This window comes from Hymenobacter cyanobacteriorum (assembly GCF_022631375.1).
Lineage (GTDB): Bacteria > Bacteroidota > Bacteroidia > Cytophagales > Hymenobacteraceae > Hymenobacter > Hymenobacter cyanobacteriorum.
Genome location: NZ_JALBGC010000002.1, coordinates 84844 through 103452 on the forward strand (window position 1 = coordinate 84844; position 18609 = coordinate 103452).

General features: G+C 65.5%; 16 protein-coding genes. 10 read left to right on the plus strand and 6 right to left on the minus strand.

The features are described 5' to 3' along the window. Nucleotides 1-150 precede the first annotated feature (150 nt). Genes MON38_RS05655 through MON38_RS05665 form a run of 3 tightly spaced genes read left to right on the plus strand, consistent with a single transcriptional unit; the run spans nucleotide 151 to nucleotide 2497 of the window. Complete coding sequence (locus MON38_RS05655) at nucleotides 151-696, plus strand: hypothetical protein (RefSeq protein ID WP_241935180.1); 546 nt, start codon at nucleotides 151-153, stop codon at nucleotides 694-696. Continuing rightward, the gene (locus MON38_RS05660) at nucleotides 696-1385 is read left to right on the plus strand and encodes a polysaccharide deacetylase family protein (protein ID WP_241935181.1); all 690 of its coding nucleotides are present in this window, start codon (nucleotides 696-698) and stop codon (nucleotides 1383-1385) included. The genes MON38_RS05655 and MON38_RS05660 overlap by 1 nt, the downstream gene beginning before the upstream one ends. Continuing rightward, complete coding sequence (locus tag MON38_RS05665) at nucleotides 1382-2497, plus strand: glycosyltransferase (RefSeq protein WP_241935182.1); 1116 nt, start codon at nucleotides 1382-1384, stop codon at nucleotides 2495-2497. The genes MON38_RS05660 and MON38_RS05665 overlap by 4 nt, the downstream gene beginning before the upstream one ends. Before the next feature lie 141 nt (nucleotides 2498-2638). Here MON38_RS05665 and MON38_RS05670 read toward each other — a convergent pair whose 3' ends face one another. After that, entirely contained in the window at nucleotides 2639-3079 is a 441-nt protein-coding gene (locus MON38_RS05670; protein WP_241935183.1) for a CHRD domain-containing protein, read from the minus strand. Nucleotides 3080-3404: 325 nt separating this feature from the next. On the opposite strand from MON38_RS05670, the gene MON38_RS05675 reads away from it, so the two are divergent. The 3 genes from MON38_RS05675 to MON38_RS05685 all read left to right on the plus strand — a co-directional run bounded on the left by MON38_RS05675 (nucleotide 3405) and on the right by MON38_RS05685 (nucleotide 7524). Beyond that, nucleotides 3405-6269 carry a TonB-dependent receptor gene (locus MON38_RS05675; RefSeq protein ID WP_241935184.1) on the plus strand — a complete coding sequence of 955 codons (2865 nt, stop codon included), beginning with the start codon at nucleotides 3405-3407 and terminating at the stop codon, nucleotides 6267-6269. Between the two features lie 11 nt (nucleotides 6270-6280). Then, a complete protein-coding gene (locus MON38_RS05680) occupies nucleotides 6281-6673 on the plus strand; it encodes a c-type cytochrome (protein ID WP_241935185.1) in 393 nt (130 codons plus the stop codon). 83 nt (nucleotides 6674-6756) lie between these two features. Next, a complete protein-coding gene (locus MON38_RS05685; RefSeq protein ID WP_241935186.1) occupies nucleotides 6757-7524 on the plus strand; it encodes a TatD family hydrolase in 768 nt (255 codons plus the stop codon). 130 nt (nucleotides 7525-7654) lie between these two features. Here the strand turns inward: MON38_RS05685 and MON38_RS05690 are convergent, their stop codons facing one another. After that, the gene (locus tag MON38_RS05690) at nucleotides 7655-7903 is read right to left on the minus strand and encodes a hypothetical protein (RefSeq protein WP_241935187.1); all 249 of its coding nucleotides are present in this window, start codon (nucleotides 7901-7903) and stop codon (nucleotides 7655-7657) included. Nucleotides 7904-8134: 231 nt separating this feature from the next. Between MON38_RS05690 and MON38_RS05695 the strand changes: the two genes are divergently transcribed. Together MON38_RS05695 and MON38_RS05700 are read left to right on the plus strand one after the other, a co-directional pair. After that, nucleotides 8135-8593, plus strand: coding sequence for a LexA family protein (locus MON38_RS05695; RefSeq protein ID WP_241935188.1), 459 nt, complete (start codon nucleotides 8135-8137; stop codon nucleotides 8591-8593). A 146-nt stretch (nucleotides 8594-8739) separates the two neighbouring features. Next, the gene (locus MON38_RS05700; RefSeq protein WP_241935189.1) at nucleotides 8740-10071 is read left to right on the plus strand and encodes a Y-family DNA polymerase; all 1332 of its coding nucleotides are present in this window, start codon (nucleotides 8740-8742) and stop codon (nucleotides 10069-10071) included. Between the two features lie 49 nt (nucleotides 10072-10120). On the opposite strand, the gene MON38_RS05705 is transcribed toward MON38_RS05700, so the two are convergent. Further along, nucleotides 10121-12955, minus strand: coding sequence for a S8 family peptidase (locus MON38_RS05705; protein ID WP_241935190.1), 2835 nt, complete (start codon nucleotides 12953-12955; stop codon nucleotides 10121-10123). A gap of 335 nt (nucleotides 12956-13290) precedes the next feature. On the opposite strand from MON38_RS05705, the gene paaN reads away from it, so the two are divergent. Next, the gene (paaN, locus tag MON38_RS05710; protein ID WP_241935191.1) at nucleotides 13291-14949 is read left to right on the plus strand and encodes a phenylacetic acid degradation protein PaaN; all 1659 of its coding nucleotides are present in this window, start codon (nucleotides 13291-13293) and stop codon (nucleotides 14947-14949) included. A gap of 112 nt (nucleotides 14950-15061) precedes the next feature. On the opposite strand, the gene MON38_RS05715 is transcribed toward paaN, so the two are convergent. After that, complete coding sequence (locus MON38_RS05715; protein ID WP_241935192.1) at nucleotides 15062-15316, minus strand: hypothetical protein; 255 nt, start codon at nucleotides 15314-15316, stop codon at nucleotides 15062-15064. A 145-nt stretch (nucleotides 15317-15461) separates the two neighbouring features. Next, nucleotides 15462-16013, minus strand: a complete 552-nt coding sequence (locus MON38_RS05720) for a hypothetical protein (protein ID WP_241935193.1) — start codon at nucleotides 16011-16013, stop codon at nucleotides 15462-15464. Between the two features lie 160 nt (nucleotides 16014-16173). Here MON38_RS05720 and MON38_RS05725 point away from each other — a divergent pair, with 160 nt between their 5' ends. Continuing rightward, nucleotides 16174-17670: a L,D-transpeptidase family protein gene (locus tag MON38_RS05725; RefSeq protein ID WP_241935194.1), complete on the plus strand. Its 1497-nt coding sequence runs from the start codon at nucleotides 16174-16176 to the stop codon at nucleotides 17668-17670. Between the two features lie 110 nt (nucleotides 17671-17780). Here MON38_RS05725 and MON38_RS05730 read toward each other — a convergent pair whose 3' ends face one another. Further along, a complete protein-coding gene (locus tag MON38_RS05730) occupies nucleotides 17781-18560 on the minus strand; it encodes a DUF2490 domain-containing protein (protein WP_241935195.1) in 780 nt (259 codons plus the stop codon). Nucleotides 18561-18609 lie beyond the last annotated feature (49 nt).

Consider the following 18609-nt stretch of genomic DNA (forward strand, 5'->3'; position numbering starts at 1 on the left):
GACAGCAAGTTAAGCGCCGGTCTGCGGTTGCTCGTCGGTTCTGACCAAGACAATTTACGGTGCCGGTGGCGAAGCATACGCTGTTGATTTCATCAATTTCGTTTCTCTTTTTAGCCCTCGATTCCCCCGCTCCGGCCGTACTTTTGCGGCATGGCCCGTCAGCACCCCTACAACTTTGCCCATGTGCTGCTGCCGCAGCTGGCCTGGCGCCGCCCGGTGGCGGTGCGCCGCGAGCTGGCCGACCCCTACCTGGCCCGCGAGCTGCTGCTGTACGTGTGGGACAAAGCCGCCGAAAACGTGGCCCCCGTCGACCGCGTGCCTTCCAAGGGCCTGCGCCTGACCTGGCACGAAGTAGCCGGCCGCACCACCGCCCTGCTGCAATTACCGGCCCCGCAGGCCACGATGGAAGTCCATTTTTCGGCCCTGGTGTATGAAGAAGACGAGGAGCCGGCCGAAAACGAAGCCGAAGAAACGCGCCCCCGCTACTTCACGCTGGAAGCCGCGCTGGGCCTAAGCGGCCCCGCCGGTACGCCCACCGTGGTAGCCGAATGGTCCGGCGACACGCACCGCCAGCTTGGACGCGGCCCCGCCGGCGGCCGCCCCGGCACCGCCGAGGCTTTTCTCGAAGCGCTGGCCGCCGTGCTGGGTCCGCGCCCCAATACCCAGGTGCCCGTTATGCGCATAGTGCGCTCCTGATGCCCATGCGTGCCCGGCTCGATGCGGCCCTGCTCACCCGCCCGCCCCGCCTGCTGCACGCCCTGCTGCCCGGCTGCGAGTGGACCGGCCCCGCCGCCACGCCCGCCGGCCAGCCCGTGGTGTACCTCACCTTCGATGACGGTCCCGTGCCCGACGAAACGCCCTGGGTGCTGGCGCAGCTAGCCGAATTTCAGGCCAAGGCCACCTTCTTCTGCGTGGGCGAAAACCTGGCCCGCTACCCCGAAATTGCCCGCGCCGCCCTGGCCGCCGGCCACCGCCTCGGCAACCATACGCACCGGCACCGCAGTGCCTGGGCCACGCCCCGCGCCACTTATCTGGAAGATGCGGCCGAATGCCAGACGCATGTTCAGGAACTGTTGAAGACCACGCCGGAGCCTGCTTCCCGCGCTTTGCTTCCCCTGTTCCGCCCGCCCTACGGCCGCCTTACGTGGCCGCTGCTACCAGCACTGCAAACGGATTTCCGGGTGGTGATGTGGTCGGTGCTCACGCGCGACTACGACCCCGCCCTGCGTCCCGAAGACTGCCTGCGCTTTGCGCTGGAAGCCGTGCGGGCCGGCGACGTGGTGGTGTTTCACGACAGCCGCAAGGCCGGCCCGCGGCTGCGCTACGTGCTGCCGCGCCTGCTGGCGCACCTGGCGGCGCAGGGCTTTGCCTTCGCCACGCTATGAGCTGGCTGCTGAATATTTTGTTGGGGTATCTGGCGCTGTGGCTGCTGGGCATGGCATTCACGGCCTGGCGCTTCGCGGCTAGGCGCGGGGCTGCCGCGCCCGGCTCGTTGCCCGCACCGCTTCCCTGCGTAAGCATCCTTATCGCGGCCCGCGACGAAGCTGCTGCGCTGCCGCGCTGCCTGGCCAGCCTGCGCGCCCTCGATTATCCCGCCGAATTGCTGGAAATTCTGGTGGGCGACGACGGCAGCACCGATGGCACTGCTGCTGCTGCTGAAGCCGCGATGCAGGGTTTTGCGGGCTATTTTCGGGTTATTCCCATTCTCGATACGTTGGGGCAGGCGCGGGGCAAGGCCAACGTACTGGCCCACCTCACGCGGTGCGCAACCACCGATTATTTCTTTATCACCGATGCCGACATCAGCCTGCCAACTTCCTGGATAACAGGTTTGTTGGCGCACGCCGGGCCGGGCGTGGGCACGGTCACGGGCATTACGGCGGTGCGCGGGCCGCGGCTGTTTCATCAGTTGCAGGGCCTCGACTGGCTTTTATCGCTCAGCCTGGTGCAGGTGGTGAGCGACCTGGGCCGACCCGTGACGGCCATGGGCAACAACATGCTCGTAACCCGCGCCGCCTACAAAGCCACGGGAGGATACGAAGCGCTGACCTTTTCCGTGACCGAGGATTTTGCCCTGTTTCAGGCCGTGCTGGCGGCGGGGTTTGGCTTCCGGCAAGTATTTCAGGCTGAAATTCGGGCCGACTCGCTGCCCATGCCCAGCTGGGCAGCGCTGCTGCGGCAGCGGCAGCGCTGGCTGCGCGGGGTGGCCGGGCTACCGCTACGCCTGCGGCTGGAGCTGCTGTTTTTTAGTGGTTTCTGGCCGGCGCTGGCGGGCGTGGCCTGGGCGGGCGGCGCGGGGCTGGCGCTGGGTGTGTGGGCCGCAAAAATGCTGGTGCAGGGCCTGCTGGCCCATTTCGCGCACCGCCGGGCCGGGCTGCGGCTGCGCTGGGCCCTGCTGCCGCTGTTCGAGGGCTACACGCTGGCGCTCACGGCAGCTATCGGCTTTTTTCAGCTATTCGGCGGGGCGGTGGTGTGGAAGGGGCGGCGCTACGAATAACCGGCGTTGGTGCGGCTACTCGGCTATGTAAGTAGCCGAAAAACCCCTTCCGCAAAAGCTGCCGGCACTACTACAAGCGAGGCGGGGCTTTTCCGAAAGGGGTGGGGTTGAGAACCAGCAAAACTGCCGGCCTAATCCGGGCTACTTCTTTTTAATGTCGCCGCGGATTTCGCCGTTGGCATAAGTATTCGAGTGGATGTTAACATACATCCCGTTATTAAGCAGTTGGGTAGCCTGGTCGGCGGTGAGCGTAACCGTGCCCGTGATGGGCGAGGTGACACTGGCAAACGGAATGGCTACCGCCCCGGAAACCCCGGGCGCGCCGGTGTGAATGTGGGCGCTGGTAGCCGTCATGCCCTGAAAGGTGACGGTGTAGGCGAGTTGCTTGTTGTTGCTGTCGTAGGTGCCGGTGAAGGTGCCCGTAGCTGCCGAATTGTTGGCTGGTACCTGCTGCGCGCCGTTCACGGTGGCCGTAAGGTTGGTAACGGTGGCGGTAGCAGTGGGGGTACTGTCGTCTTTGCTGCACGAACCCAGAACGGTAGTGAACGAAAGCAGGGCCAGGAATGCGTAGGACTTGTTCATGAAAAATGGAATAAAAAAAGATTGATTGTGGGGCTGTAAACTGATTGTAGAGAAAAAAGTTGACAGGAGAATTTAAATTTTTTATTCCAAAATTGGGATAAATATTTAGGGTATTTTTCTATAATCGTTAATAATCAGCACGATTATTTAAATAGCGTTGGGGCAAAAATTTCCAATAAAAGGAAAAAATTATATCAATGCTAATAAAATTAACACATTCAGAACTTGTATTATACCTGTAGTCAGAAATCTGGTTTTTTTAGCGAAACCTTTTTTACAGCTTTTACTTAAGCCTGTCTCAAATCATTCCACCCTTGTTTCTTCTATGCGGTATTTTACTTGGTATTTCCCCTTTTTTGTGACTGCTCTGGGCGGTGCTCTGCTGCCAGGGAGGGCCAGTGCCCAAACCACCGAAACCACTGCGGCACCCGCCGGGACCGCGGCCCCCGTGACGCTGACCGGCCAGATAACCTCGGCCAATAGCGGCGGGCCAGGCGTGGCGCAGGTTGGTGCCATCGCCACGGTTTACTACCTGCCCACGGGCACGCGCCGCACCGCCACCACGGATGCCAACGGCCGGTTCGTGTTTACCGGGCTGGTGGCGGGCGGCCCCTACATTGTGCAGGTGCAGCAGCCGGGTTTCCGGCCCCAGAACATCACCAACGTATACCTGAAGGCCGACGAGCCTACCGACCTGGCGCTGGTGCTAAACCAGGCCACGGTAGAAGTAGGTACGCGCCGCGACGACCGCACGGCCCTCGAATCGGCGGTACCGGTAGACGTAGTGGACGTGGCCACGCTACTGCCGCGCGCGCCCCAAACCGACCTTACGCAGCTGCTGCAATACACGGTGCCGGCCTTCAACTCGACGCGGCAGAGCGGCGCAGGCGGCTCCGACCATGTGGACCCGGCCAGCTTGCGCGGCCTGGGCACCGACCAGCTGCTGGTGCTTGTGAACGGCAAGCGCCGCCACACCACGGCTCTGGTGAACCTGCTGAGCAACATCGGTCTGGGCAGCGTGGGCACCGATTTGAACACGCTCTCGAGCCTGGGCGTGGAGCGGGTGGAAGTGCTGCGCGACGGCGCGGCGGCCCAGTACGGCTCCGATGCTATTGCGGGCGTGATGAACATTCGCCTGAAAAGCGACAACCGCGCCGGCAGCGTGCTGCTGAACACGGGCCTGACCAGCGAGGGCGACGGCCTGGCCACCCTGCTGGGCGTGAACAAAGGCTTCCGGCTGGGCCAGAAGGGCTTCCTGAACCTGACGGCCGACGCCGACTACCGCGGCCGCACCACCCGCGGCTACGCCCGCAACCCGCTCGTGACGCCGGTATTCGTGGCCAACGACCCCGCCCGCGAGCAGGCCGCCCTGACGGCCGCCGGCCGCACCTACGCCGACTACGAGCAGCACAACGGCGACGCCCGCGTGCGCAACGTGCGCGGCCTGCTGAATGCCCGCGTGGAGGCGACGGACGCGCTGGCGTTCTACGCTTTCGGCAGCTACGCTTTCCGGCGGGGCCAGGCCTCGACCGCGTGGGTGCTGCCCGCCCGGCAGGCGGCCGACATCGTCGACAACCTGTTTCCGTACGGCTACCAGCCCGAGGTCAACACGCGCATCAACGACGGCGCGGCCACGGTGGGCGCGGTGCTGGGCCGCAGCGGCCCCAACCACTGGACGCTGGACTTGAGCAACACCACCGGCTACAACCGGATGACCTACGACCTGAACAACACCGTGAATTCCTCGCTGGGGGCGTCGTCGCCCACGGTGTTTGATAATGCGGGCGGGTTCTCGTTTTTGCAGAATGTGAGCAACGCCACCGTCAACCGCTTCTTCGATAAAGTGCTGGCGGGTACCAACGTGGCCTTCGGCGGCGAGTTCCGGGCCGACCGCTACCAGATTATGCGCGGCGACGAGCGGGCCGAGGGCGAGTATGACGAGGGCAAGCCGGGCGCGCAGCAGGGCGCGCAGGGCTTCAGCGGCTTCGGGGCCGCCTCGGCCGTGGTGGGCAGCCGCACCAACGTGGGCGCTTTTCTCGACGTGGAAGCCGACGTGACCAAGCGCTGGAGCGTGAGCGGTGCGCTGCGCTATGAGAACTACTCCACCTTCGGCTCGGCCTTTATATACAAGGCCACGACCCGCGTGCAGGCCACCAAGTTTCTGGCCCTGCGCGGGGCTTTCAACACGGGCTTCCGGGCGCCGTCGCTGCAGCAGGTGCTCTATCGCCAGATTACCCAGACGCCGGGCGCGAGCGGGGTGGTATACTCCGGCATTTTCAACAACCAGGACGAGCTGACCAAGGCGGCCCAGGTGCCCGCCCTCACGCCCGAAACCTCGCGCAGCTACAGCGCCGGCCTCGTGCTGACGCCCGCGCCGGCTTTCTCGCTCACCGTCGACGGCTATTTGATTGACATCGATAACCGCATCACGCTCTCGGGCCTGCTGCGGCCGGGTTCGGGCATCAGCCCGGCGTTTGCCCAAACGCTGGCCAACAACCGCGTGAGCCAGGCCCGCTTCTTCACCAATGACCTCGACACCCGCACCACCGGCCTCGACGTGGTGGCCAGCTACCGCCACGCGCTGGGCCGCGGCCAGTTCACGGCCAGCGCTGCTGCCAACCTCACCCGCACCATTACGCGGCGCCAGAACGTGCCCACCATCTTCCGCAACCTGCAGGAAGACGACAACCCCACCACCAACTACATCGACCCGCGCCAGCTGTCGCTCATCGAAACCGGCATTCCGGCCAGCAAAATCCTGCTCAATCTGAACTACACGCAGGGCAAGCTGGGCGTGGGGCTGCGCAACACCTACTTTGGCGAGGTGAGCTACTACGACGCGGCCCCCGACCCCACGGTGTACGATTTCGGCGGCTACCTGCTGGTGTTCAAGCCGCGCGTGGTGACGGATTTGCTCGTCAGCTTCCAAGCCACCAAGGCCCTGGGCCTGACGCTGGGTGCCCAGAACCTGCTCAACGTGAAGCCCAACACCCTCGACGAAGCCGCCACCAACGGCCAGGCCCCGGGCGGCTTTGCCAGCCGGGCGCTGTTTGAGCAATACTTCCAGAACCGCTTCGGCTACGCCTCGCCCTTTCCCTCGAACCGCGACGTGTACCCGTACGCGCCGGTGCAAATGGGCTACAATGGGGCGTTTCTGTACCTGAAGGCCGTGTACAATTTTGGCGTGTAGCCGGCCAGCTCATGGGTAAAATCTTCCGAAAAAACGCCCGCTGTGCGGCAGGAGTGGGGCTTCTGGCGGCCGGGCTGGCCGGCCTGGGATGCAGCAAAAAAGCGGCCCCCGCCCCGGCCAACCCCTGCAACGACCCCACGCCCAGCACCTACGCGGCCGTGGTTGCGCCCATCGTGGCCAAAAACTGCCTCGACTGCCACGGCAGCAGCGTGTACCAAACCCTGGGCGGCGGCAACGATTACAGCACCTACCAAAGCTTCACGCGCTTATCGGCCGCTTACCTGATGAGCAGCGTGCGCCACGACCCCGGCGCCGATGCCATGCCCAAGGGCCGCGCCAAGCTCTCGGACTGCGACATTGCCCGCCTGCAGGCCTGGGTAGATGCCGGCCGGCCCAACAACTAACCCCCGCGCCCCCACCGAAAGCGCCGCCAAATGCCGGATACGTCCGACCTTTGGCGGCGCTTTCTTTTGCGCCCGACCCCGCCATGCATATTACCGACTCGCACGCCCACCTTTATTCCGAACAGTTCCGGCCCGACCGCCTCGAAGCCCTGCGCCGCGCCCAGGAAGCCGGCGTGCGCACCATCGTGATGCCCAACATCGACCACAGCAGCATCGACGCCATGCTGGAACTCGAAGCCGAAGCCCCCGAAACCTGCTTCGCCATGATGGGCCTGCACCCGTGTTCGGTCACGCGCGGCTTCGAGCAGCAGCTGTACGAAGTCGAAACCTGGCTCGACCGCCGGCCCTTTGCCGCCGTGGGCGAGGCCGGCCTCGATTTGCACTGGGATAAAACCCTGCTAGCCGAGCAGCAAGAGGCCCTCACAATCCAGCTTAACCTGGCCAAGAAGCACAACCTGCCCATTGTGCTGCACACCCGCGAGGCCTTCGCCGAAACCCTGGCCCTGGTCGAAGCTGCCCAGGATGGTACGCTGCGCGGCGTGTTTCACTGCTTTTCGGGCACGCCCGAAGAGGCCGCACAGGTCATCAAGCTGGGCTTTATGCTGGGCATTGGCGGCGTGGCTACGTTCAAAAATGGCGGAGCCGACCAGGTGCTGCCCGACATCGGGCTGGAGCACTTGCTGCTCGAAACCGACTGCCCCTACCTCGCGCCCGTGCCGCACCGCGGCAAGCGCAACGAGCCCGCCTACCTGCCGCTGGTGCTGCGCCGCGTGGCCGCGCTGCTGGGCCGGCCCGAAGCCGAAGTGGCTGAAGCCACCACCCGCAACGCGGCGGCGCTGTTCAATTTATAAGTCGGCGAAACAATAAACAGCCCGGCCGGGCCGCCTCCGTTTATCGAAGGCGACCCGGCCGGGCTGTTCTTTGCCGCATCGTGGGGCGCAGCAACGCGGTAGTGCCCGCTTTAATTTGAAAGATAAGGAGTTAATTCAACCACACGTCGGCCACGGACTCGAAACGATGGACGGCGAAAGCGCCGTAGGGCCGCTCGGCATAAAAGCCCAGCACGTGCACCTGCGGCTGGCCGGTGCGCACGTGCGGCAGCACGCGCACCGGGTACACGCGGCCTGCTTCGGGCCAGTCGCCAATGTAGTCGGCCGGACGTTGCGCGTCGTTCACGCAACGGGCAAATTGCTGCAACGGCAGCGGCGTAGGGAGCTTGACGTTTGACATACCCAAAGATACTTTGTGAGTGGTAAAACTAAAAATTTTGGTAGAAATATTTTTTAGGCATTTACAAAGAATAGTGGCGTAATACGACCCGAAGCGCGGGAATATTCCGTGAATATAGCTGACGTACGCAAAGGCAGTGCCGGCGGATTGAGCAAGCCGCAGAGAAACAATTAACTAAATTAGTTAGTAAATAGCAGCCCGCTTTCTGCTGATAGACGCGCGGCCTGTCCAATGCTTGCATCCCTTCATGATTTTATTTCGGCGTCCTGCCTGCCCACTCGCGAGGTGCCGCTGTTTGGTTGCCTCATCCCGGCGGGCTTCCCTTCGCCGGCCGACGACCACCTCGACCCGGCATTCGACCTCACGCGCTTTCTGTTTCGCAACCCGGCCTCCACGTTTCTGGCCCGCGTCAGCGGCGATTCGATGACTGGGGCGGGCATCCACCCCGGCGATTTGGTGGCCGTGGACCGGGCGCTGCAACCCGGGCATGGCAGCATCGTGGTGGCCGTGGTGGAGGGCGAGCACACCATCAAGCGCCTGCAGCTGCGGGCCGGCCAGCCCTGGCTGGTGGCCGAAAATAGCCGCTACCCGCCGTTGCCGGTGAGTGCCGAAGCCGGGCTGCTGGTGTGGGGCGTCGTTACGCATGTGATTCATTCGCTGGGTGGTACGCCGGTATTTGGCATGAAGTGAGCTATTTGCTGAACCGGCCATTCAGCCCGATTTCGCTAACCTACATGCGCGCCTAAAGATGCTGGTTGGCCGCCGGCGGTTGCCGCCACAATCGATGAACTTCCGCCGGGCCTCGACCAGCCCGAACTTTCTGCTCCCTTGTTCCGATGTACGCCCTCGTCGACTGCAATAATTTTTACGTTTCCTGCGAGCGGGTTTTCGCCCCGCGCCTCGAAGGCCGGCCCGTGGTGGTGCTCAGCAACAACGACGGCTGCCTGATTTCGCGCTCCGACGAAGCCAAGGCGCTGGGCTTTGCCATGGGCGAGCCCTACCACCTGGCCCGGCCCCGGCTGGCCGAGCACGACGTGCAGGTGTTTTCTTCCAACTACGGCTTATATGGCGACATGAGCCGGCGCGTGGTGCAAGTGCTGGGCAGCTTTGCGGCCGGCGTGGAGGTGTATTCCATCGACGAGGCTTTTCTGGATTTCGGCGGCATGCACCTGCTCGCGCCCGACCTGCTGGCCTACGGGGCCGAGGTAAAGGGGCGGGTGCGGCAGCACACCGGCATCCCAACCTGCGTGGGCATCGCGCCCACCAAAACCCTGGCCAAGCTGGCCAACCGCCTGGCCCGCAAGCACCGCACCAGCGGCGTGCTGCTACTCGATACCCCCGCCCGCTGGCAGGCCGCTTTGGCCGAAGCTCCGGTTGACAGCATCTGGGGCGTGGGCCGGCGCTACGCCCGCAAGCTGCTGGATATGAACATTACAACCGGGGCGGAGCTGGCCGCCCTGCCCGAGGCCTGGCTGCGCCGCCACCTGGGCGGCGTGGTGGGCCAGCGCCTGTGGCGCGAGCTGCACGGCCAGCCCTGCCTCGACTGGAACCCCGCCGAGTGCGACGACGACGGCGAGCCCCGGCCCACCAGCGGAGCCGCCCGCCACAGCGTGACGTGCACCCGCTCGTTCGGCCGGCCGCAGCACGCGCCCGCCGCGCTGGCCGAAGCCGTGGCCACCTTCGCCGCCAAGGCCGCCGAGAAGCTGCGCTGCCACGGCCTGGGCGCGCACTTGGTCACCGTCATTCTCGGCACCGATAAGTACGCGCCCACCGGCGGCCCCAGCACCCACACCGCCTGCGTGAGCCTGCCCACCGCCACGGCCGACACCAGCCACCTCACGCGGGCCGCACTGCAAGGGCTGGAGCGGCTGCGACAGCCGGGCACCGCCTACCACCGCGTCGGCGTGCTGCTAAGCGGGCTGGAGCGGCCCGGCGCGGCGCAGCTCAACCTGTTCGAGCCGGCCGCCGCGCCGGCCCCGCCCCAACGGGCACAGCTTATGGCCACGCTCGACCGACTGAACGGCCGCTTTGGCCGGGCAGTGGTGCAACTGGCGGCGGCTGGAGTGGCCCGGCCCGCTGGTAGGAGTGCGCCCGCCTGGGCTGGCCGCGCGTCGCACCGCTCGCCGCTTTATACCACCAGTTGGGACGGTTTGTGGCAATTAAGCTAATTGCCAGTAGCGTCGGTATCACCACGCAGCACCCTGTACGACGCTGCTGTTAGCGCACTTCCACCGCTTTGCTCACTACTAAACTCGCACCCTGCGCCCGCACCACGTACAGCCCTGGCGCCAAGCCCGTCAGATTGAGCGAAGCCGCCGCGCCGCTGGCCGCCTGCCGCCGCACCAGCTGCCCCAGCGCGTTGCGCACCTCAATTTCCCGCAGGCCAAAATCGGCCGACACTTCTACCCGCAGCCGGCCGGTAGTGGGGTTGGGATAAACGCTGAACCCGGCCGCTACCGCCGCCGCCCGCGTGGGCAGCGCCGTGGCATAGAGCTGCGCTGCCGCATCGGCCGAGGCTTGTAGCTGGGCCAGATTGGGGGCGGCTAATATGGCGAAAGCCACCGTGGCCGAGTCGCCGGGGGCGAGGCGGGCCAGGCGGGTGCCGAGCACCTGCATCACGTCGGCGCCGTTGAGCAGGCCGGCGGTGCGCTGGGCGCGGGCGGTGCCGCTGCTCAGGGTGAGGAATTTTTCGGCGGGCGAGAAGCCGTCGGCCAGGCGCACGGGGCTGCCGGCGGGCGCGGCCCCATCAATCGAGTACACGGCCGGGGCGCCGCCGCGCAGCAGCCGCAGGCCCGCATAGGCGCCCGGCGCGGGCGTGGCCGGGGGCGGCAGTTGGCCCAGTGCGTAGGAGTAGGCCAGCGTGCGGACGCTGTCGTAGGTCGCCGCGTTGTGGGCGGCGCCGTCGGGCGTGGGCAGGTCCCAGTCGGCAAACAGGCCGGCATAAAGCGGCTTGAGGGTATCGGTGGTGATGTTTTTTAGTGAATACTCCAGCACCACGAAATCGCGGCGGCTGGGCGTGGCCCAGGCGTAGGCGCGCTGGCGCACGGCCACGCCCACGCTGCGCGCGGCGGCCCCGGGGGCCGGAATCGAGTCCTGAAAGGCTAGGCGGGCCTCCTGGTCGGCGCGGGGGCCGGGCTGCTGGCGGGTGGCCTGGCGCTGGCTGAAAAACGACTGCCGCTGCTGCCCCCGGCCGCTGCGCAGGCGGTCCGACACGCGGCTGGGCGAGGTGGCAAGCATCAGACCGCCTTCGCTGAGCAGGTTGCCGCTGCCGCGGTACGTCAGGCCCGCGCCCACGGTACCCGAGGGGTTGTCGTAGCTCAGATTGCCGCGGCTGGTCAGGGTCAGGCGCAGGTCGTTGGCGTCAAGCACCACGTAGTCCGGGTTCAGCAGCAGGTCCACGTACTGGTCGAGCTGGAAGCCGCCCGCCGCCGTGAGGTGGTAGCGCAGCGTGGCCCGGGTATTGAGCGGAATGCCGCTGGCGGCCACGGTTAGCTGGAAGGGGGCGGCCGCGTTATCGGTCCGACCAAGCGTGCCCAGGCTGCCCGCCGCGAAGCTGCCCGCCGCCACCGTGAGGTAGGGCGAGAGCGAAGTAAGCGTGACGGTGAGACCCGCCACCGGAGCCAGCAAATTCTGCACGCTGGCCGTGAGGCGGATGGTTTCGCCCGGCACGTAGGCGGCGCGGGCCGGCGCAAACGTGCTGTTCACCACCCGCGCCTCGGTGAGGTTCGGGCGGGTGAGGGCGGCCACCATGTTGAGGCGGCCGGTGCCCAGGCGGCCCACCCAGGCAGCATTGCCGGGCAGCGCGGCGATGTTGTCGGTGGTTTGGCGCAGGCGGGCCGCCACCTGGTCGGCGGTGTAGGTGGGAAACTGCCAGCGCACCAGCGCCGCGGCCGCCGCCACCATGGGCGCGGCAAACGAGGTGCCGCCCACGGCCGTGTAGTCGTTGTCGACCTGCGGGCCGGCGTGGTAGCCGTAGCAGGTGAGAATGCTGATGCCCGGGGCCGTAAGGTCGACGCGGTGGCTGAAAGTGGCGCTGCCCACCTTGGTATCGGTATTATCGACGCCCGACACCGATACCACGTGCTGGTAGCTGGCAGGGTAAAAGTCGAGGTCGGCGTTGGTGTTGCCGGCGGCGCCAATCAGCACGGCGTTGCGGTTCACGGCGGCGTAGGTCATGGCGTCCTGCTCGAACTGCGAATAGCCGCCCGGCGCGCCCCAGCTCATGTTGATGACCTGGCAGCCGTGGTCGGCCGCGTACACCACGGCCTCGATGCCGGCGAAGGTGCCGGTGGGCGTGTTGGGGTAAATGTTCAGCGGCAGAAACCGGCACTTGTTGCCCACGCCGGCCAGGCCCTGGCCGTTGTCGGCGCGGGCCGATGCCACACCACTCACCAGCGTGCCGTGCACGATGTTGATGTCGTAGCCCGGGTCGTTGTCGTTGTTGGCCAGGTCCCAGCCCGTGAAATTGTCGACGTAGCCGTCGTGGTCGTCGTCGAGGCCGTTGATGGGGTCGGCATAGTTGTGCTTGATTTGGGGGGCCAGCTCGGTGTGCGTCAGGCGCACGCCGCCGTCGGTGATGCCGATGACGATGCTGCTGTCTCCGCGCGTAATGTCCCAGGCGCGGTAGGCCTTAATCTGCTTCAGGTAGTACTGGCTGGCCGTGAGGCTGGTGAGCGTAGAATCGGCGAACGGGTCGTTGGGCTGGTACTGCGGCCGACGGATGTAGAGCGGCTCGACGTACTCGACCGCGCCGGTGGCCAGCAGCACGGCCCGGGCTTTCTGTAAGTCAGCGGCCGTTCGAAACTGGTAGATGCCGCGCAGTTCCACGCTGCCGGGCCGCTCGGCGCTGGGCGGCAGCGCGTGTGGGAATTTCTGCGTGAGCGTACCCGCCGCCAGCGCCTGCAGCGCCGCTTCGAGCCGCGCCGGCGACTGGCCGGGCCGCAGCTTCAGCACCAGCTGGCCGGCGATGGTGGGCGGCGTGGATTGGGCGCACAGCGGGCCGCTTAGTCCAATTAAAAACAGGTATAGGAATGCGCGTAACGTGTTTTTCATCAGGCAGTAGAACCGGTGGGAGGGGTGAGTAAAGATACTACACTACGAAGGGCAGGAGGGTTCGGACTTTGGGATGATGGCGAGGAAAGAAAAATAGCAGAACGGTCATGCTGAGCTTGTCGAAGCATCTCTACCGCAGCGGTAACTGAATTGCGTTGCACGGTAGAGATGCTTCGACAAACTCAGCATGACCTTTCGTTTTTACCATTCACTCCACATTCAGCAAGCTGCCCATAACCGCCCGCCCCGCGCCCGCATCTGGCCGCTCGCCGTAACTTGCGCGGCGGCCCGGCGGCCGCACCACGTCTTCTTAAAATCAACCCGACCCACCCCCGATGATTAACAAGCACCAGGCTACCCTCGACGCCGCTGTGCAGGCCCTGCACGGGCGCACGTTCTACGCCGCCTTTCCCGAAAACCCCTCGCCCGACATCTACGGGGCCGATGCCGATGCCCAGGGCCGCGCCAAATTCGCCGCCATGCGCGGCCAGCACTTCACCGAGCTGCAGCAGGGCGAGCCCCAGGGTTGGGCCGGCCAGGAAGAGTCGCCCTACGAGCAGCAGTCGCTCGGCATCAAATACCCTTTTTATCAGCCCGAAACGCTGATTGCCAACGCACAGGCCGCCTTTGGCGAGTGGCGCAAGCTGAAGCCGGCCCTGCGCGCCGCGCTGCTGACGGAGGCACTGGAAGGCATGAAAAACCGCTTCTTCGAAATTGCCTACGCCACCATGCATACCACGGGCCAGGCCTACATGATGTCCTTCCAGGCCAGCGGCCCGCACGCCGCCGACCGGGCCCTGGAGGCCATCGCGGCCGGCTACGAGGAGCAAACCCGCTTCCCCGAAGAAACCCGCTGGGAGAAGCCCATGGGCAAGTACAGCATCACCCTGAACAAAACCTGGCGCGCCGTGCCCAAGGGCCTGGCCCTGGTCATCGGCTGCTCCACGTTCCCGACCTGGAACACGGTGCCGGGCATGTTCGCCAGCCTCGTAACCGGCAACCCCACCATCATCAAGCCGCACCCCAAGGCCGTGCTGCCCATTGCCATTGTAGTGGCCGAGGTGCAGAAAGTGCTGAAAGAAAACGGGCTGAACCCCAACATCTGCCAGCTGGCCGTGGACGCCGACGACCACCTCATCACCAAGGAGCTGGCCGAAAACTCCGCCATCAAGCTCATCGACTACACCGGCGGCTCGGCCTTCGGCGAGTACATCGAGGGCCTGAAAGGCAAGACGGTCTTCACCGAGAAAACCGGCGTCAACAGCATCATCCTCGACAGCTGCGACGACCTCGACAAAGTGGCCCAGAACCTGGCCTTCTCCGTGAGCCTGTATTCGGGCCAGATGTGCACGGCCCCGCAAAACTTCTTCATTCCGGCCGCTGGCGTGAAAGTGGGCGGCGAGCTGGTGCCCTACGAAGACGTGGTGCAGAAGCTCTCGGCCGCCGTAACCGGCCTGGCCACCAACCCCAAGGCCGGCCCGCACGTGTTCGGCGCCATCCAGAGCGAAATCACGCACGACCGGGTGAAGCAGCTGGCCTTCGACGGCGGCCGCAGCATCCTGGCCCACGGCACCGTCGACAACCCCGTGTTTCAGAACGCGCGCACCTGCTCGCCGAGCATTCACGAAATTGGCTCCGACAACGTGGAGCAGTTCAGTCAGGAGCTGTTTGGTCCCATCATGCTGGTTATCAAAACCAAGGACACGCAGGAGAGCATCCACCTTGCGGCACAGCTGGCCCGCGAGCACGGCGCCATCTCGTGCGGTGCCTACACCACGGACAACGCCATCAAGGAGCAGATTATGGACGAGATGAGCCTGGCCGGCACGCCCGTCAGCTTCAACCTCACTGGTGGCATCTACGTGAACCAGAATGCCGGCTTCTCCGACTTCCACGTCACGGGCGGCAACCCGGCCGGCAACGCCAGCTTCACCAACCCCGAGTTCGTCATCAAGCGTTTCACCTGGGTGGGCTTCCGCGAGCCGGTAGCGTAGGGGAGTTAAAAGGTAAAAGTGAAGAGTTAAGAGTTTTCCTGAAACCAACTTTTAACTCTTCACTTTTAACTAAAAAAAGTCCGCCGCTTCTCTCGAAGCGGCGGACTTTTTTTTAGCGGCCTTTGGCAAATTTGTAGTGGTGGTTGGCTTTGGCAGTTTTGAATTTTTCTGGTGTGTGGGGGTTCAGGTCGATGACCGGGCGGATGTTGTCGCGCCGGAACTGGGCTTTGTTGTTTTTGCCTTTTCCGGCTTCTGAACTGTGATTGAAGGCGCGTTTGAGGCTGCCTTTGGGGCGGTTCTGGGCAGTGGCCAGGCCGGCGGTGCTCAGGCTGAAAACGAAGAGCAGCAGGAGGAAAAGCTTATTCATGACAAATGGAGGCTGTAGGGAGAAGAAAGAATAAGGGGGCTGCCATTGGCTGGCTGCTAGGTCCTTATACCGCAATTGTGCCGGAAAGGATGCTGGCCCGGGCCGGAAAACCAACCTGCTGCGGTACTGTTGCCACAGGCTGGTTTCAGGCCAACGTCCGGGGCAGGCCCAGCTCGCGGGCCAGCGGCGCGGCCCCCGACTGCCACAGGGCGGCCAGCACGGCGTTGGCGGTAGCGGCCAGTTCGAGGTGGTAGTCTTCGTGTAGCTTGGCGGTTTGTTTCAGGGCTTCGTGGGCGCGCTTGGCCAGGTGCTGGAGCAGGGGCTGGGTGGGGCCATGCAGCCGGGCCGTGGTAGCGGCCTGGTGCTGAAACACGTTGTGCAGCAGCCGCCAGCTCAGCTCGATTTCGCCAAACGTGTCGCCCGTAATTTTGGCGTGGTAGGCCAGCCGGGCCTGTAGCTGCCGCAGAATCACGAGCAGGTCGTTGGGGGTGGGGTGGAAGCCCCGCACCGGGTCGTCGACCTGGGTGCGCAGGGCGGCGCGGCGCGTTTCGAGCGCCTCGGGGCCTTCGAGCAGGCGGAAGGCGAGCTGTTCGGTGAGAACGGCATCCTGGGCCACGAGGCGAGCGAGGAGCTGGTCTTTTTCTTTCGGCGGCAGGTCGAGCAGGGCGCGGCGCAGGTCGGGCGGGAGAGCGGGCATGGCAGGGGAGCAGAGCGGGTGGCGGGGTTGGAACCGGTCCGCGCGGTTTGTCTTCGAAGGTAGGGGCTGGCCCGGTTTTGCCTGCGCGAGGTAGCTAAACATATGAGCGTTTATTTTCTTATATTTAGGACAAGTCACTCACGCTTTTCAGGCCTCCGCCATGCTGTCCCGCTGCCTTCGTCGCAACCTGCTCGCGAGTTGCCTGGGGCTAAGCCTGGGCGTGGTCACCGGCTGCCGTACCGTGGGCGGCCCGGCTCAGCCGAAGCCAAGAGCGGCAGAGCTGCCCGCCGTGGTGCAGCCCCCAAAAGTTACTCTGCCGCCGAAGAGGCTGCCGCTACCCACCGTGGCGCTGCTGATTCGGGCCTGGCTCGACACCCTACGCCCGATGCCGCCGGGCAGCCAGCGCGCTGCCCCGGTCGTGCGCGCTTTCTACCAGCAGCCCGGCGGCCCGGCCTGGACGGCCGCCCCGCCCGCCGACACCCTCGGCCGCCCCGCGCACGACGCGCTGGCGCTGCTGGCCCGGGCCTACGCCTACGGCCTGCAACCCGCCGACTACGGCCTGCCCGCCCTGCTGGCCCTGCGCGATTCGCTGGCCGCCCCTGCTTTGCCCGCCGGCCCGGTTGGCCCGCGCCCGGCGCAGCTGGCCCGTTTCGACGTATGCCTGACCACTGCCGTGCTGGCCTTCGCGCACGACCTGCAGCACGGGCGGCGGCACCGGGCGCGGCAGCCGGCCGAAGCCGCCGCCTGGCTCCGCGCCGCGCTGGCGGCCGGCGAGTGGCCAGCCGCGCTGCTGGCCGTTCAGCCCGCCAGCCGCGAGTACCGCCAGTTGCAACAGGCGCTGGCGCAGTGGCTGGCTCAGCCGCCCGGCCCACCCGATTCGGTGGTGGCGCGGCACCGCAGCCGCTTCGAGCGCGTGGCCCTGAACCTGGAGCGCTGGCGCGCCGAACCCATTGAGGAGGCGGAGTACCTGCTGGTGAACATCCCCGCCTTCGAGCTGCTGGTGCTGGGCCACGATACCGTGCTGCGCCGCGCCCGCGTGATTGTGGGCAAGCCCGCCACGCCCACGCCCACGTTGCGCAGCCGCATCCGGTACTTCACGCTGGCCCCGGTCTGGAACGTGCCGTACTCCATTGCCAGCCAGGAAATGCTGCCCCGGCTGCAGGACGACCCCAGCTTCTTGGCCGAAAGCAACCTGGCCGTGTACGACGGCCGGGGCCGCCGCCGCAACCCCTGGCGCATTGATTGGGGCGAAGTGACGGAGCAGAACTTCAAGTACACCGTTCAGCAGGAGGCCGGGCCGCGCAACGTGCTGGGCAACTTCGTCTTTCACTTCCCAAACCCCTACCTCGTGTACCTGCACGACACGCCCGAGCGCCAGCTTTTTGCGCGCCCCGACCGCGCCCTCAGCCACGGCTGCATCCGGGTGGAACGCCCGCGCGAACTGGCCGCCTGGCTGCTACGCCGCGAGGGCAACCCCACGCCGCTGCTTACGCCCGCCCAGGCCCGGCAGTGCCCGCCGCAGGACGTGCTGCTGCGCCGGCCCCTGCCCATCTTTATCCGCTACGCTACCTGCACGGCCGAAAATGGCCGCCTACGCTTCTACCAGGATATCTACGGGCAGGACCAGGCGCTACGGGAGGCGCTGTACTGCCCGTAATAGCGGACTTTGTAGTTCGTGTACCTGCGCCTCTTGCCTCTTCAACGATTGCCGTTCGAGGACGCGAACTACAAAGTTCGCGCTACTGCTCAACGTTGCTAGCCAAGGAGTTATTTTAGCAGCGTCAGGTTATACGTCACGCCCAGGCGGAAGCCGTTGTTGAACTCGAACACCGGAAACCGGGTGGCGGGGTCGGGGTCGTAGTGCTGGGTAATCTGGTTGAGAAACTGCAGCTCGACGCGAAAATTGTCCTGAAACCGGTAGCCGAGGCCGCCGGCGATGCGGTTCTGGTTGAAAACGTTGGTGGTGATTTCGCGGCCGAAGTTGAGGAAGATTTCGTCGAAAGCCGTCAGGTACCACTCGCCGTCGTCGAGGGCGGGGCCCTGCAGGGGAACTTCCACTGAAAGCTGGTAGCGAATGCGGTTCTGGCGCTGCCACACGGCCGTGTTGCCAAGGGGCCCGCTGGCGCCGGGCACGCCAATCCAGCGCTGCTCGAGGCGCAGCCGGTGCTCCAGCCCGACGCGGCCCACCGAGTCGCTCAGCGTCACGTCTTCGTAGAAGCGCTGCTCGGGGAAGGTGCCGGCGTCGGCGGTGGGGTGGGCGCCGTAGGGGTAGGTGCGCAGGTAGGTGTAGCCGCCCCCCACTTTCAGGCGGGGGCGCACCTGGTAGCCCAGGCCGGCCCGCAGCAGCAGTTGCTGCCAGTCGGGAAGGAAATCGGTGCGGCGGACCTGGCATTCGGTGCGCACCGTGAGGCGCGGCCCCAATTGGTGGTCGCCCTCGAACACGTACCAGCCAATGCGGTTGAAGTCATCGATGCGGTTGACCTGGGCGGCGGCCGGCGCGGCCAGCAGAAAACCAAGGGCCCCGAAAACGGGTAGGCGGTAATTCATGCGGCAAGATACCGTGGGGCCGCCCGACCGGCCGTGCCCGAATAACCAG